This window comes from Shewanella jiangmenensis, from assembly GCF_018596335.1.
Classification (GTDB): domain Bacteria; phylum Pseudomonadota; class Gammaproteobacteria; order Enterobacterales; family Shewanellaceae; genus Shewanella; species Shewanella jiangmenensis.
Genome location: NZ_JAHEPS010000013.1, coordinates 39,442 through 53,763, shown reverse-complemented (window position 1 = coordinate 53,763; position 14,322 = coordinate 39,442). Strand labels below are relative to the sequence as shown.

12 protein-coding genes and 1 rRNA gene are annotated in these 14,322 nt (G+C 55.7%); 6 read left to right on the top strand and 7 right to left on the bottom strand.

Going from position 1 to position 14,322, the window contains the following annotated elements:
* Both KJI95_RS18530 and gmhB read right to left on the bottom strand, forming a co-directional pair.
* Positions 1-78, bottom strand: a 16S ribosomal RNA gene (locus tag KJI95_RS18530); the annotation flags it as partial.
* A 323-nt stretch (positions 79-401) separates the two neighbouring features.
* A complete protein-coding gene (gene gmhB, locus KJI95_RS18525) occupies positions 402-950 on the bottom strand; it encodes a D-glycero-beta-D-manno-heptose 1,7-bisphosphate 7-phosphatase (RefSeq protein WP_214508692.1) in 549 nt (182 codons plus the stop codon).
* Between the two features lie 173 nt (positions 951-1,123).
* Between gmhB and KJI95_RS18520 the strand changes: the two genes are divergently transcribed.
* Entirely contained in the window at positions 1,124-2,464 is a 1,341-nt protein-coding gene (locus tag KJI95_RS18520) for an aminopeptidase P N-terminal domain-containing protein (protein ID WP_214508691.1), read from the top strand.
* A 70-nt stretch (positions 2,465-2,534) separates the two neighbouring features.
* Here KJI95_RS18520 and KJI95_RS18515 read toward each other — a convergent pair whose 3' ends face one another.
* Entirely contained in the window at positions 2,535-3,818 is a 1,284-nt protein-coding gene (locus tag KJI95_RS18515; protein ID WP_214508690.1) for an NAD(P)/FAD-dependent oxidoreductase, read from the bottom strand.
* Between the two features lie 8 nt (positions 3,819-3,826).
* Positions 3,827-4,894 (bottom strand): proline racemase family protein, encoded by a 1,068-nt coding sequence (locus tag KJI95_RS18510; RefSeq protein ID WP_214508689.1) that lies wholly within the window; start codon positions 4,892-4,894, stop codon positions 3,827-3,829.
* A 231-nt stretch (positions 4,895-5,125) separates the two neighbouring features.
* Here KJI95_RS18510 and dapA point away from each other — a divergent pair, with 231 nt between their 5' ends.
* The 5 genes from dapA to KJI95_RS18485 all read left to right on the top strand — a co-directional run bounded on the left by dapA (position 5,126) and on the right by KJI95_RS18485 (position 10,614).
* Entirely contained in the window at positions 5,126-6,034 is a 909-nt protein-coding gene (gene dapA, locus KJI95_RS18505) for a 4-hydroxy-tetrahydrodipicolinate synthase (RefSeq protein WP_214508688.1), read from the top strand.
* Between the two features lie 58 nt (positions 6,035-6,092).
* Positions 6,093-7,094, top strand: a complete 1,002-nt coding sequence (locus KJI95_RS18500; protein ID WP_214508687.1) for a 4-hydroxyproline epimerase — start codon at positions 6,093-6,095, stop codon at positions 7,092-7,094.
* A gap of 25 nt (positions 7,095-7,119) precedes the next feature.
* On the top strand, positions 7,120-8,667 hold the full coding sequence (locus KJI95_RS18495) for an aldehyde dehydrogenase (NADP(+)) (protein ID WP_214508686.1): 1,548 nt from the start codon (positions 7,120-7,122) through the stop codon (positions 8,665-8,667).
* 123 nt (positions 8,668-8,790) lie between these two features.
* A complete protein-coding gene (locus tag KJI95_RS18490) occupies positions 8,791-9,462 on the top strand; it encodes a GntR family transcriptional regulator (RefSeq protein ID WP_214508685.1) in 672 nt (223 codons plus the stop codon).
* 87 nt (positions 9,463-9,549) lie between these two features.
* The gene (locus KJI95_RS18485) at positions 9,550-10,614 is read left to right on the top strand and encodes a ketoacyl-ACP synthase III (RefSeq protein WP_214508684.1); all 1,065 of its coding nucleotides are present in this window, start codon (positions 9,550-9,552) and stop codon (positions 10,612-10,614) included.
* Positions 10,615-10,911: 297 nt separating this feature from the next.
* Here the strand turns inward: KJI95_RS18485 and KJI95_RS18480 are convergent, their stop codons facing one another.
* The 3 genes from KJI95_RS18480 to KJI95_RS18470 all read right to left on the bottom strand — a co-directional run bounded on the left by KJI95_RS18480 (position 10,912) and on the right by KJI95_RS18470 (position 14,259).
* On the bottom strand, positions 10,912-11,514 hold the full coding sequence (locus KJI95_RS18480; protein ID WP_214508683.1) for a lecithin retinol acyltransferase family protein: 603 nt from the start codon (positions 11,512-11,514) through the stop codon (positions 10,912-10,914).
* A gap of 211 nt (positions 11,515-11,725) precedes the next feature.
* Positions 11,726-12,412, bottom strand: a complete 687-nt coding sequence (locus tag KJI95_RS18475) for a 3'-5' exonuclease (protein ID WP_214508682.1) — start codon at positions 12,410-12,412, stop codon at positions 11,726-11,728.
* The gene (locus KJI95_RS18470) at positions 12,412-14,259 is read right to left on the bottom strand and encodes a DUF294 nucleotidyltransferase-like domain-containing protein (protein ID WP_214508681.1); all 1,848 of its coding nucleotides are present in this window, start codon (positions 14,257-14,259) and stop codon (positions 12,412-12,414) included. Before KJI95_RS18470 ends, KJI95_RS18475 begins: the two co-directional genes overlap by 1 nt.
* Between the last annotated feature and the right edge of the window lie 63 nt (positions 14,260-14,322).

The following is a 14,322-nucleotide window of genomic DNA, read 5'->3' as shown; positions in this document are numbered from 1 at the left end:
CTTGTGCTGCCGCTCGACTTGCATGTGTTAGGCCTGCCGCCAGCGTTCAATCTGAGCCATGATCAAACTCTTCAATTAAAGTTTTGGTCTCAATGAATTTCTGCTGTCATGCTCTGCATGAAAACTCCTTCATTGATAAAATCGTTTTGTCGACTTCATCAACCTGCGAGCATCCACACAGATTGCTTGATAAATTTTTAAAGAGCGGACCGTGTTTGGCGTTTGCCGTCGGTCGATGGAGGCGCATTATAGGGACTGGATCCGGAAGTGCAAGCACTTTTATTATCGCAACACGCCGAGTGGATAGATTTTAGCCATGACCGCGTTTTTTGCCAGTTTTATAGCCAAAGTTCATCAAAATACCGGCTCGTCGCTATAAAAAGAGCTAGTCAGCAGCTGACTTACCCCTTAAGAAAGCCGGGCACATCGGCGATGCTGTTCAGTACCACGGTCGCAAGCGCTTCGCCTTCACTGTCGACGACCTTACCGCTTCTGACCAGAATTTTTGTCGGAATGCCCGCAGCCTCGGCGGCGCGCATATCATCGGCCTTGTCACCCACCATCACGGATTTGGACAAATCGATTTTGAGGAACTTGGCGGCGGAGAGCATCATGCCCGGCTTGGGCTTACGGCATTCGCAGTCAGTTTTATATTCACCAATGCCTTTGTCCGGGTGGTGCGGGCAATAGTAGATGCCATCAAAATCCACGCCCTTGTCGGCGAAGTTCCAATCCATCCACTCGGTGAGTGTATGAAACTCATCCTCGGTGTACATGCCGCGGGCAATGCCGGATTGATTGGTGACCACCACCAGCTTGTAGCCCATGTTTTTCAGCGCAGCGCAGGCTTCAAACACACCTTCAATGTATTCAAAGTCGTCCACCTGATGTACGTATCCATGGTCTTTGTTGATCACGCCGTCTCTGTCGAGAAATACCGCTCGGTTCACTTAAATCACTCCGGAGTTGCAAGTGGCGCTATTATTCCACTCCTGCAACCGAAATGCACCGCCAACTTCCGCGCCTGAGATAAGTTTTCCGCTTGTTTTGGATATTGCATACAACTAACATGCAAGCCATCAATCTATATCGTATCTTGAAGCCGATACCACCCGAGGATGTTATGGTAAGCCCTGTTAATGATGTCGCTGCACTCTACTTCGCCCGCCGCAAAGCACTGCTCGACGCCCTGCCCGACGGCAGTTTGGTGGTCATGGCAGCCTACAGCCAAAAAGTGCGCAGTAAAAACATCAAATACCACTTCCGTCAGGACAACGACTTTTTGTACCTCACCGGCTTTGGCGAGCCAGATGCCTTTGCGCTGGTGTACCGAGAACACACTGATGACAGGCTCGTGCTGTTTTGCCGCCCTCGGGATAAAGATGCCGAAGTGAGCTTTGGCCGCCGCTCGGGCCCCGAAGGCGCTGTGGCTGACTATGGCGCAGATGCGGCCTTTACTATCGACGAGTTCGAACCAACGCTGCTTACGCTTTTAAAAGGCAAAACCCGGATTTATGTCAGTGACGAGCTAAATCGATTGCCCAACCTTTGGCAGCTCATTAACCGCGAACGCTTTCAAACGCCCTTTGATGTGCCCAAGGCCTATCGGCAACTTGCGACTCTGGCGTCCGTACTGCACCCGATGCGGGTGATAAAATCCGAAACTGAAATCAGCTTAATTCGCCATGCGGCGAATGCATCGGTCGCAGGCCACAAAGCGCTGATGCAGGCGGCCGCGCCCGGCATAAATGAAGCCGTGCTTGCCGCCACCTTTATGCTGGAGATTGCCAAGCACGGCTGCGTGGATGTGGGCTACCCCAATATAGTTGCTGCCGGCAACAATGCCTGCTGCCTGCATTACGAAGAAAACTGCTGTACGGTAAATGACGGCGAACTGGTACTCGTTGATGCGGGCGCCGAGTATTGTCATTACAGCGCCGACATTACCCGCACCTTTCCCGCTAATGGCAAATTCAGCCAGGCGCAGCGCCGCCTTCATGATCTGGTGCTGAGCGCGCTCGATGCCGCCATTGCCAAGGTAAAGCCCGGTACCCGCTGGAATGTGCTCTATGAAACCTGCATGGAAGTGATGGCCAAGGGGCTGATTGAACTAGGCCTGCTTCAAGGCTCGCTGGACGAGGTAATGAAGAGTGAAAGCTACAGACGCTTTACGGTGCACAAAACCGGCCATTGGCTTGGGATGGATGTGCACGATGTAGGGCCTTATCAGGATGACAGCGGCGATTGGCGCGCGCTTGAGCCCGGCATGGTGTTTACCATAGAGCCCGGCATTTATATTCCCGCCGATGCGATGGATGTAGCGGCGGAATATCGCGGCATCGGCATTCGAATTGAGGACGATATTCTGGTCACAACCAACGGCTGTGAAAACCTCTCAGCCGCCTGCCCCCGCAGCAGCGATGAAATTGAAGCCTTTATGACCCGAGGCACTAAGGCGGAATGAACTTCTGCCCGGAATTAAAAAGGCGACCTGTTGGTCGCCTTTAGCTGTTAGCTTTTAGCTTTTACCTGCCTCAATCAAAACGCTTCACACTGTAAGGGCGCATTTCAATAGCAGGGGTTTCTCCTGTCATCAGTTGCCCCATCAGCTCGGCAGTGGTTGCCGCCCAGGTAAGCCCGAGATGTTGATGCCCAAAACAGAGATACACTCCCTGGCTTTGGCTTTCACCCAGCACCGGCAGACTGTCGGGCATGGATGGCCTGAATCCCATCCAGCGCTCGCCATCGTCAACGGTTGCAGCGGCAAACACCTCAGGCAGCAACGCCTTGGCGTGGGGCAGCAAACAATCGGCGCGCGCCGGTGACATCGGCGCATCAAGGCCACCAAATTCCACTGTACCAGCCAAACGTGTGCCGCCGTCCATGGGAGTAATGATGAACTTGCGCTCGAACGATGCCACCGGCCGCTTAAGGCCACTTTGCTGCAGCATCATCAGATGATAACCGCGCTCGGTATCGAGCGGCACCTTGTGGCCCGCGCTTTGTGCCAAGGGCTTTGACCAGGCGCCGGCGCAAAGGAGAAGCTTATCAGCTTTAAGCTTTCTGCCATCGTCCAGCAACGCTGATGGCGCGCCGCCGCCCTGCAACTCTTTAACGCAGCCAAGCTCAATACTGCCACCCAGCCTGATGAGTGTGTCTGCCAGCGCATCACAAATGGCTTTGGGGCTCGGGGTATGGCCTACCTCGGTAAACCAGAGCGCAGCGGTAACCGCAGCCGTTAAGCTTGGCTCCAGCGCAAGGGCCTCATCGCCATTAAGCAGCTTTACCGCCACACCTGCATCGCGATAGGTGCGAAACTCAGCGTCAATCACCTGCTTGTCGCGGGTTTCAAATACCAGCAACGAGCCGTTTTCAACCAGCAGCTCCGGCCTGCCGCAAAAGGCAAGCAGCTCCCGTGTGGCAGCCATTGCGTTAAGATTCAGCGCCTTAATGGCAACGCCGTTACGCTCGCGGTTTTTACGACTCATATTGACCACAAAACGCAGAAACCAGGGCAGCGCCCTATGAAAATACGCCGGGCGAATACGAAATGGCCCCAAAGGGTCGAGCAGCATACCGGGCAGTTTTGGCAGTAAGGCAGGATCGGCAAGCGGAAACACCTGCTCGGTGGCAAAATGGCCCGCATTGCCAAAGGATGCACCTGCGGCCACGCCTTCCTTATCAATAACCGTGACCTTAATGCCGCGGCGGGCAAGCGCCACCGCACTGGCAAGCCCCACTACACCGGCGCCGACCACTATGACGCGCTGCCGAGCGGCTGCACCTGGCTGGAGTTGCAAAGCGTTATCTGTACTCATCCCACACCTCAGCGCAGCAAGAAGCCGGTTTGAAAAATATCGTCCGGATGGAGCAAAAATCGATGCTCACCGGTAATAAAGGCCCGGCCCGATACCCTTGGGATGACGGCGCTTTTACCGTAAAAATCGCTGCTGTCGATGGCTTCAACCATCATCTGTCCGCCCACGATGCTTTCAATCAACAAAGGCTGATTGAGTGATACGCCACCTTTTGCATAAAGCAGCGCAATCCTCCCCGCGACGCCGGTGCCGGTGGGCGAGCGGTCAACCTCGCCATCGGCAAAAATGCACACATGCCGTGAATGGGCGCCGGGCACCGACACCTTAGCGGACGTAAAAATGGTGCCATATAAAAAGCTTAAATCGGCTTCGAGCGGATGCCGGATAGCGAACTTAGCCATCACCGCCTGCTTTATCCACCTGCCCCAATCTATCAGCTGGCTGACATTTTCCGGCGAGCAGTCCAGCCCCAAAATATCCGCATCCACATAGGCGTAATAGGCGCCGCCAAAACCGATATCAAAGCTGACGGCACCTATGCCCGGCACCTCCACGGTTAAATCCAGCGCCTCAGCAAAGGACGGCACATTGATAAAACTGGCGCGGATTTTACCCTCGGCGTCACGCTCGGCGCGGGCGCGAATAAACCCCGCCGGCGCGTCTATACCAATTTCAGCCACACCTCCCGGCATGGGAATGGCACCGGTCTCACAGTACACGGTGGCAAGGGCCAGCACCGCATGGCCACACATGCTGGAATAGCCTTCGTTATGTAAAAACAGCACGCCAAAATCGGCGCCGGATGTCACAGGCTCGGTGATAAGCGCGCCATACATATCGGCATGGCCGCGGGGCTCAAACATCAAAAGCTTACGGTAATCATCCAGATGCGCCTGCAGATACTGGCGTTTTGCCAGCATGGAGTCACCGGGCACCGACGGATAACCCGAGGTGATAATCCGAAGTGGCTCCCCTTCGGTGTGAGCATCCAGGGTAGTGATTTGTCGGTAGGCCGCGCGCTGCTCATCGCCAAGCTTGGGCAGCGTTAAAGGGTGTCGCTGTTGTAGGGTTGCCATGGAGCGGTCATTCTCTTTTAATAATGTATGCAATATATAGTGACACTTATCTCTTATCCAAATAATCTGAGATCTGTGTTTTTTCGCCATTGCTTTATTGTATACAATATACTATAACTTATCTCAACCTTGACTGCAGGTTTTTGTGCACGGCGGCGCAGGTCCCGTGTCACAGCTCTGAGTCACAGCTGATCCAACATAAAGAAAACAAGACATATCTGAGGTTTGAACATGAAAGTTAACTGGCAAGGCGTGTATCCGGCAATTTCCACCCAATTCAACGACGATGGCTGCATCAATTTTGACTCCAACACCCGCATGCTGGAGCAGCTGATAGCAGACGGCATCGACGGCATCATTGCCCTTGGCACCATCGGCGAAAACGCTTCGTTGAGTGCCGATGAAAAGCGCGCCTTTCTCAAGCATACCGTCAGCGTGGTAAAAGGCCGGATCCCTGTGATTGCCGGCTGCACCGAAAACACCGCCCCGCTTGCGATGCAATATGTGAAAGACGTTGAAGCCATAGGCGTGGATGGCGTAATGCTGCTGCCAGCCGTGGTGTACCGTGGCACCAAACGTGAAGTGATCACCCATTACCAGATGGTGGCGCGCGCAACCCAGCTGCCAATCATGATTTACAACAACCCGGTCAGCTACGGCGTGGATATCGACCTTGAAATGACCGCCGTACTCGCGAAAGAGCCAAACATTGTCGCCATCAAAGAGTCCACCACCGACACCCGCCGCCTGACTGAGCTGCAAAGCCGCTTTGGCGACCGCTTTACCCTGTTCTGCGGTGTGGACGATATCGCCCTTGAATCCATTCTGCTTGGTGCCACCGGCTGGATCTCCGGCCTGACCAACGTGTTCCCCCGCGAGTCTGTGACCCTGTATAGGCTCGCACGCGCCGGTCGCATTGAAGAAGCCCGCGAAATCTACCGCTGGTTTATGCCGCTGCTGCGCCTCGATACTATTCCAACCCTGGTGCAGTGCATCAAGTTTGCCGAGCAGCTGGCTGGCCGTGGCAGCGAAAACGTGCGTATGCCGCGGATGACGCTTATCGATGACGAGCGCGCCTATGTTGAAAAAGTGGTCGGCGAAGCCATGGCGAAACGCCTGGATCTCAGCAAGTACAACTAACTCGCCCACACCTTAAGAACAAGAGCCAGAATAACAATATCAGTGGAGCTCAAAGGACATGATTAAAGGCACATTTTTCTGCGTTGATGCCCATACCTGCGGTAATCCTGTGCGGCTGGTCACCAGTGGCCACCCGCATCTTGCCGGCCGCACCATGAGTGAAAAACGCCAGGATTTTCTCGCCAACCACGACTGGATCCGCAAGGCATTGATGTTTGAGCCCCGCGGCCACGACATGATGTCGGGCTCTTTTCTCTACCCGCCCTGCTCTGACAATGCCGACGCCGCTATTTTGTTTATCGAGACCAGCGGCTGCCTGCCCATGTGCGGCCACGGCACCATAGGCACCATTACGGCAGCGATTGAAACCGGCCTTTTGAAGCCCAGAACCCCTGGCAAACTGGTGCTGGACGTACCGGCCGGTCAAATCGAGATTGATTATCAGCAAACCGGCGCCAAGGTCGATTGGGTACGCATTTATAACGTGCCTGCCTACCTTGCCCACAAAGACGCGATTCTTGATATCCCGGGCCTTGGCACCCTCAAGGTGGATGTGTCCTACGGCGGCAATTACTACGTGATTGTCGATCCGCAGGAAAACTTCCCCGGCCTTCGCCACTGGAGCGCCGCCGACATTCTGCGCTGGAGCCCGATTGTGCGTCAGGTCGCCCACGAAACCTTAAACTGCGTTCATCCCAACGATTCGACAGTGCGCGGCATAAGCCATGTGCTATGGACCGGCGATACCATCAGCGAAGGCTCCGATGGCGCCAATGCGGTGTTTTATGGTGATAAGGCAATCGATCGTTCACCCTGCGGCACCGGCACCAGTGCACGGCTTGCGCAGCTTTATGCCCGCGGCAAACTCAAGGTCGGCGACAGCTACACCCACGAAAGCATTATCGGCAGCCAGTTTATCGGCCGCATCGAGTCGGCCACCAAGGTCGGCGACTATGATGCTATCCGCCCGAGCATTCAGGGCTGGGCACGGGTGTTTGGCCAAAATGCCATTACAGTAGATGATGCCGACCCCTATGCGTATGGCTTTCAGGTGGTGTAAACGCCTTCAAAAACAAGGATAAACAATGACAACCAACCTTTGTGGCCTACACTTTTTCGGCCATCAATGGCAGGGTAAAGAAGCGGGCTTTGCCCGCGTTAACCCGCAAACCAACGAGCAGCTTCCCGAGCGCTTTGCCGAGGCAGACGCCGACGATGTCGATGCCGCCGCCCGTGCCGCGAGCGAGGCTTTCTGGGCCTATCAGCAAAAATCTGACGCCGAGCGCGCCGCGTTTCTTGATGCCATCGCATCCGAGCTTGAAAAGGATGCCGGGCAAATCGTGCCCATGGCCATGCTCGAATCCGGCTTGCCGGAAGCCCGCATTCGCGGCGAGCTTGGCCGAACCGCAGGCCAGTTAAGACTGTTTGCTACCGTCCTGAACGCGCCATACGATCCGCTTTTGATGGATGACGCCAATCCCGAGCGCACGCCACTGCCAAAGCCTGAGCTCAGGCTTGGCCAGTTGCCGCTCGGGGTTGTGGCGGTATTTGGCGCGTCCAACTTCCCGCTTGCCTTTTCAACCGGCGGCGGCGATACCGCCTCTGCCCTTGCCGCAGGCTGCACTGTTATCGTCAAAGGGCATCCTGCGCACCCGGGCACCAGCGAGCTGGTGAGCCGCGCGATTGCGCGCGCCATCGACCAGTGCGCTATGCCAAAGGGGCTGTTTTCGCTGTTGCAGGGCAAGGCGCCAGCCCTGTCTGTCGCACTGGTAGAGCATCCACTGGTTAAGGCGGTGGGCTTTACCGGCTCACTTAAAGTTGGCCGCATTCTGGCAGACCGCTGCGCCCTTCGCCCCGAGCCCATTCCATTTTATGGCGAGCTTGGCTCGGTGAATCCGCAGCTTATTTTGCCGGGCAAACTTGCACGGGACTTTGGCGAGCTTGCAAGTTTGCAGGTCAATTCGATGATGATGGGCCATGGCCAGTTTTGCACAAGTCCTGGGCTCATCATCACCCAAAAAGGCCCGGGGCTTGACGCCTACATTGCAGCCCTTGCCGAAAACGTAAGCGCCCAGCGCGCCGCGCCTATGCTGAGCGGCGGCATTTGCGCCGCCTTCAATCATGCAGTAGAAGCCATGCTGCCCGAGATGGAAATTATTGCCCAGGGTCAGGCCGCATCGGCCGCGCACCAAAGCAGGCCGCTCCTTGCCAAAATCAGCGCCGCCAACATCATGCAAAAGCCCGCGCTGCTTGAGGAAATCTTTGGCCCCTTCGCGCTGGTCGTGGTGTGCGACTCACAGGAGGAGCTTGTCGAGCTCATCAATGCCCTGCCGGGGCAACTCACGGCAAGTATTCATGGGCTGTTGGAGGAAGTAGAGGCCTATGCCGCGCTTATAAGCCGCCTCAGTTTTAAGGTGGGACGCATCATGTTTAATCAAATGCCCACCGGTGTTGAAGTGGCCCGCGCCATGAATCACGGCGGCCCCTATCCTGCCAGCACCGACAGCCGCTCGACCTCGGTTGGCACTGAAGCGATGAAACGCTTTGTGCGCCCCATCTGTTACCAAAATATGCCCGAGGTGCTGCTGCCTTCGGCACTCAGGTCTGACTCAAGCCGACTAAAGCGGTTTTAAACACCCGCGCTTTAGCAAGACTCTTGAGTAAAATGATAAAGGGAAACCCATGGTTTCCCTTTATTTATGCATTCTTTGGCGGTAATCTTAGCCGATAAAAATATATCGGTATCCAGTATAAAAATGAGTCGACACACGCCAATCGTTCATAAAACCCGTACTCAGGTTGTGGTAGAGGTTCTCAGGGAAAAGATCCTCTCCGGTGAAATTGCCGCCGGTGAGCCACTGCGCCAAAGCGCCCTGGCCGAGGAGCTGAACGTCAGCCGTATTCCGGTACGCGAAGCCCTGCTGCAACTCGAAGCCGAAGGTCTGGTGAAATTCGAGGCCCACAAGGGCGCCACTGCCACCGAGCTGTCGGCGGCGCAGGTGACCGAATTGTTCGAACTCAGAGCCCTGATTGAGACAGATCTGCTTGCAAAAGCCATCCCGAATCTGCAAGATGAGGACCTTATCCAGGCGGAAAAGGTACTGGAGCAACTGGAATCAGCCTTTAAACAGGAAGATGCCATTGGCAGCTGGGCCGAACTGAATACCAAGTTCCACACCACCTTGTACCAGGCCGCCAACCGTCCCCACACTCTGGAAGTGGTGCACGGCTTGAATACCAACTGTGACCGTTATATCCGCCTGCAGTTGCTGCTGACCGGAGGCATTCCCCGGGCTGAGCAGGATCACCGCGATTTGCTGAGTTACTGTAAGCAAAAGCAAACCGACAAGGCCGTAGCCCTGCTGCGCGAGCATATTCTGCACGCCGCCGGCGCCATTCGTGACCTGGTCGCCGAGCAGGTGAAATAATCAAGGACGACACGCTTTAGCCATAAGCTTTGTTGTCGAAATACAAGGCAGGCCTCGGGCTCTGCCTTTTTTGTTTGAGAGATTTATATGCAGTACGCCACCATTACCGGTTGGGGAAAATGCGTTCCTCCTGCCGTGCTGACCAACCACGATCTGGCCACCTTTATCGATACTTCCGATGAATGGATCAAACCCAGAACCGGCATCAGTCAGCGCCATGTCAGCCATGTTAATACCTCTGAGCTTGCCAGCGTCGCGGCCAAGCGTGCCCTCGCCGCTGCCGGGATCGACGGCAGTGAGCTGGACATGATCATTCTGGCCACCGCGAGCCCGGACACCCTGATCCCCAACATCGCCTCCACAGTGCAGGCCAATGTGGGTGCCCAGTGCGCCGCGTTTGATATCAACGCCGCCTGCTCAGGTTTCCTCTACGGTCTTGGCCTTGCCAGCTCGCAAATCAAAAGCGGTCAGTGCAAAAAAGTCCTGGTGGTGGGCGCCGAGCGCCTGACCTTCTATTTGGACTGGTCTCGCCGCGAAACTGCCGTCCTCTTTGGTGACGGCGCCGGCGCCGTAGTCGTAGAAGCAAGTGATATTCCAGGCGGCGTGCTCGGCTATGAGCTCAACAACGACCCGGACGGCCGGGATATCCTCAAAGCCGGTTTTGGTACCGCCATGGACAGATTCAGTGCCGAGTCTCTGGACTTTTACATCCAGTTTGATGGCCAGGAAATCTTCAAGCGCGCCATTAACGGCATGGGCAGACTGAGTGCCCAGGTGCTGGAAAAATGCGGTGTCGATAAAGACGATGTGGACTTGGTTATTCCCCATCAGGCCAACGAGCGCATTATTGATACCCTGGTGAGCAAAATGCGTATTCCAAAGGAAAAAGCCTTTGTGAACATTGCCAATTACGGCAACACCTCGGCGGCAACCATTCCTATCGCCATCTGCGATGCGCTGGAAAAAGGTCTGATTAAGCCTAACGATACCATTTTGTCCTGCGCCTTTGGTGCCGGCCTGACCTCGGCGGCGCTGCTGCTCAAATGGGGCGAGCGGGTAACGCCGGTAACAGTATCGGACGCTGAGCTGCCGCCATGCGACCAAACCGGTGTGGAGCTGGTGCGCCGCGCAGTCAATTACTTTTGCAAATAAACGGCCTTTGCAAATAAACGACTTCTGCAAATAAGCGATTGTAAAATTTAGCTTATTGAGAATTCTGCGAGGTTTAACCCGCTTCATGAAGCCACCTTAGGGTGGCTTTTTATTTAGCCAAAATTTGTTTAGCCGCGTTTTACCTTCCGTTTGGTTCAACGCGGCTTTCGGTTCAAATTAGCTTCCGATTCAAAGTGGCTTTCGGTTCAAATTAGCTTCCGATTCAAAGTGGCTTTTGGTTCAAAGCAGCTTGCGGTTTAAAGCGGCTTTCGGTGCAAAGTGCATCCGCTGCGAGCACTATGCATCCGGTGCAAAGCAGCGGCGCTCCCAGCGTGCTTCGTCCCAATAAAGGGCTTTGCCATAAAAGCGCGCCACCAGCTCGTTAAGCTCGCTGAAACCGCCCACTTCCCTGTCTTCGCCGGAAATACAGTACCAGACAAAGCGGTGACAATTGTTACCGAGCAAATCATAGTCCCGGTACTGAAACAGCGCATCTGCGCCGCGTTTTGCGGCATCCTCAACGGCAAGGCACTGGTGCCTTGCGTCAGCGGCCACAAAAATCTGGCTGCCGGTGCGGCCATGCAAAAAGCGGTTTGCCGACACGGCGCGAATAAGCCCTGAGCCATGCAGCTCGGCGATTTGGCCATCACCCAGATAAATGCCGGTGTGTTCAATCACCCCATACACATAGCAGCACATCAGCGCGCCGGGCTTGGGCACAGAGGTGCTGCCACCTGTCTGCCAGGTGCTTGGATGCAGCACGGCGGCGCGGCCTTTGTGCTCAAGCTCGGTGCGGCCAAGCAAACGCTCGCGCTGCAAATTACGCCGCGACTCCCGCGCATCGGCAAGGGCCAGAGCGCCCACGGCAACACCTCCAATCCACAACAAAGGTAACGGCATACAAAGCTCCCACACGATATGGCTTATTGGCAGATTAGACGCTGACTGTCTGAAAGCAGAATGAAAATCTGTAAAGGAGTGTGTGAAAGCGCCGCTTGTGGGCACTAAGCTGAGTTATCCTTCGGTAAATCGCGCTAAATCGCGCAAAATCGCGTTAAATCGCGGCTTTGATGCCCACATGGCGCAAAAACGTTAAGCAGCAATTCAAAAATCAGTCGCTCAGCATCGCCAGACTTGAAAGCGGCTGCTGCCAGGCGCCCATGGCAGCAAGCTGGGCCAGCAGCAGCTCAGCGCAGGCAAGCGCATCGGTGAGGGCATTGTGGGCGTGGTACACCGGCAGGCCATAACGCTCGCGGCAGGCGCCGAGGCGTAAACTGCCCTCTTTAATCACGTCCTGACAGCGAAGCAGCCGCGCCCGCTCAAGCTGCAGCGTATCGAGCGCCAGCAGCGGCGCGCTCTCCTTAAATACCTGCGCCATCCCTTGCCCGACAAACCGTAAATCCAGCGGCGCGTGGTGCGCCACCGCAATGTGGCCATGAAGCCGACTGATAAGCCAGCGCATCGCCTCATCAAGACTCATGGCATCCTTAAGCTCGCGGTCAGTAATGCCGTGAATGGCCGCGCTCTGGCCAACGCTGCCGGCAATCGCGACCCGCACCTCCTGCGCCTCAGAAAGCTTAATCATACCGCCCTGAAGCGGCGCAACGGCGATGGCAAGAATTTGATCTTCAAGCGGATTAAGGCCGGTCATTTCCATATCAATCGCGAGCAGCGGCACCTCAATCAAGGGCAGCGACAACAGCTTACGTTGGCTCACGAGCAGCTCGGCAAGGAGCGGCTCGTTAAGACGGCGGCTTTTCCACCAAAGCCGAGGACGGATAAGCGTTGAGGACACCATCAAAAGCTTCGCAAAAACTTAAGCCGCAAGCCGGACTGGGCGTCGTGCACCACTTTAAAGGCATCCCTCAGCTGATGGCGCACCAGGGACGATAACTGCTGTGGCTTTAAGTAATTGCTGACGCTTATTCCCTGCTCATGCTGCCGCCCCTGATTGGCCAAGCGCATATGGGCGATAAACTCCTGCGCATCAGCAAGATTAAGCGCATCTTTACGGCCAATGACCCCAAGCTCCATCAGCGCGCGAATGCGCTTGGCGGTATTGACCTCCTTGATCCCGGCGCTCAGCGCGTACACCCTGGCGATGTCATTAATCAGCGCATTGCCCTTGTGCTTAAGGTCGATACCCTTGACTTCGCTGCCATCGCGCTCCAATACAAACTTTCGGAAAAACCCGAGTGGCGGCGCTTCTTTGAGGCTGTTACCGGCCATACCGGCAAGGAAAATATCATTGTCTTTGGTGCCGGCGAGCACCTTATCCTGCAGCGCATCAAATAAGGTTTGCGGGCCGAACACCGGGCGCATATCAAAGAAGATGGACGCGTGCATCAAGGCTTTTGGCTCGGGGGATTTTACCCATTTATCAAACACCTGCTGCCACTTATCCAGACTCATGCGCCAGCTTGGGTTTTGCGCCATGATGTCGCCCGGGCAAAAGCGGTAGCCGCACTCATCAAGCCCACGGCACACGGCGTGACTGAGAGCATCAAAATAGCCGGCGGCGTGGTCATCGGGCTCATGGGCAAGCAGCAAGCCATTATCCTGATCTGAGCAGGCCGCCTGATCCTGCCGCCCCTGAGAGCCAAAGGCGAGCCAGCAAAAGGCCATCGGCGCTTCACCGAGGATTTGCTGATTGAGCACTATGAGCCTGCGGGTCAGTGCGTCTGTTACCGAAGTGAGCACCCGGCCGATTTCCTCGGCGCGGGCATCGGCGCTGATAAGGCTTTGCAAAAGCTCAGGAATTTTTTTGCTGACCCCAATCAAACTTGGGACATCGCGCTGGCGCTCAATTTCGCCAATCAGCATCAGAGGCTGCGAGCCCTGACTGCGCAAAATGTCTGTGCTGGAAATCACCCCCACAGGCTCATCGCCATCGAGCACCGGCAGGTGGTGAATATTGCGCTCGCTCATGGCGAGCATGGCTTCAAACACCAGCGCCGCGGCATGAATGGTCACCGGCTGACGGGTCATCGCCTGATGCACAGGCAAACGGCCATCAAGCCCCTCGGCAAGTACCCGATTGCGAAGATCTCTGTCGGTTAAAATGCCGCACAGCTTGCCGTTATCAGTCACCAGCAGCGACGATACCCGTGCGTCACGCATCATCCGTGCCGCCGTCTGAATACTGTCGTTACAGTCAATTTTTAGCGGCGAGCTTGCCATCACCGAGCTCACCCGACTGGTGGTGGTAAGCTCTTTGGCTTTGAAGCGCGCCTGATGCCGCAGCCGTTTGGCAAAAGCGCGGTTGAAAAAGCGGTCAAATTCGCGGCTCTGGCGACGAAGATAATTGAAGGTGTCGGGGTCCAGGTGATACACCAGGCCATCTTCAAGAATTGCGACCTTGTTGGTGGTGGCTTCGCCGCTTAAGAGCGATGGAAAACCAAAAAAGTCACCCTCGCCCAGACGGTCAAGCAGCTCGCCTTCGCCGTCCCGCACCTCAAAGGCGCCGCTGCGAACGATATAGAGCTGCGGATTGGCCGGGTCCAGCGGCACATGGCCCATGGCTTTGCTGTAGTAGCCAACGGATAATTTGCGGATACTCTCGCCAAGCTCGCTGCCGGACAGAGAATCAAAGGGCACCAGTTGGCTGAGAAACTGGTTTAGCGGCTCAATTTCACTGGCATCCATAAAAGCTCCATTTCCCCAAGGGGTTAACCATAAGCCCCCACTATAAAACGGTGGCGCTGAAAA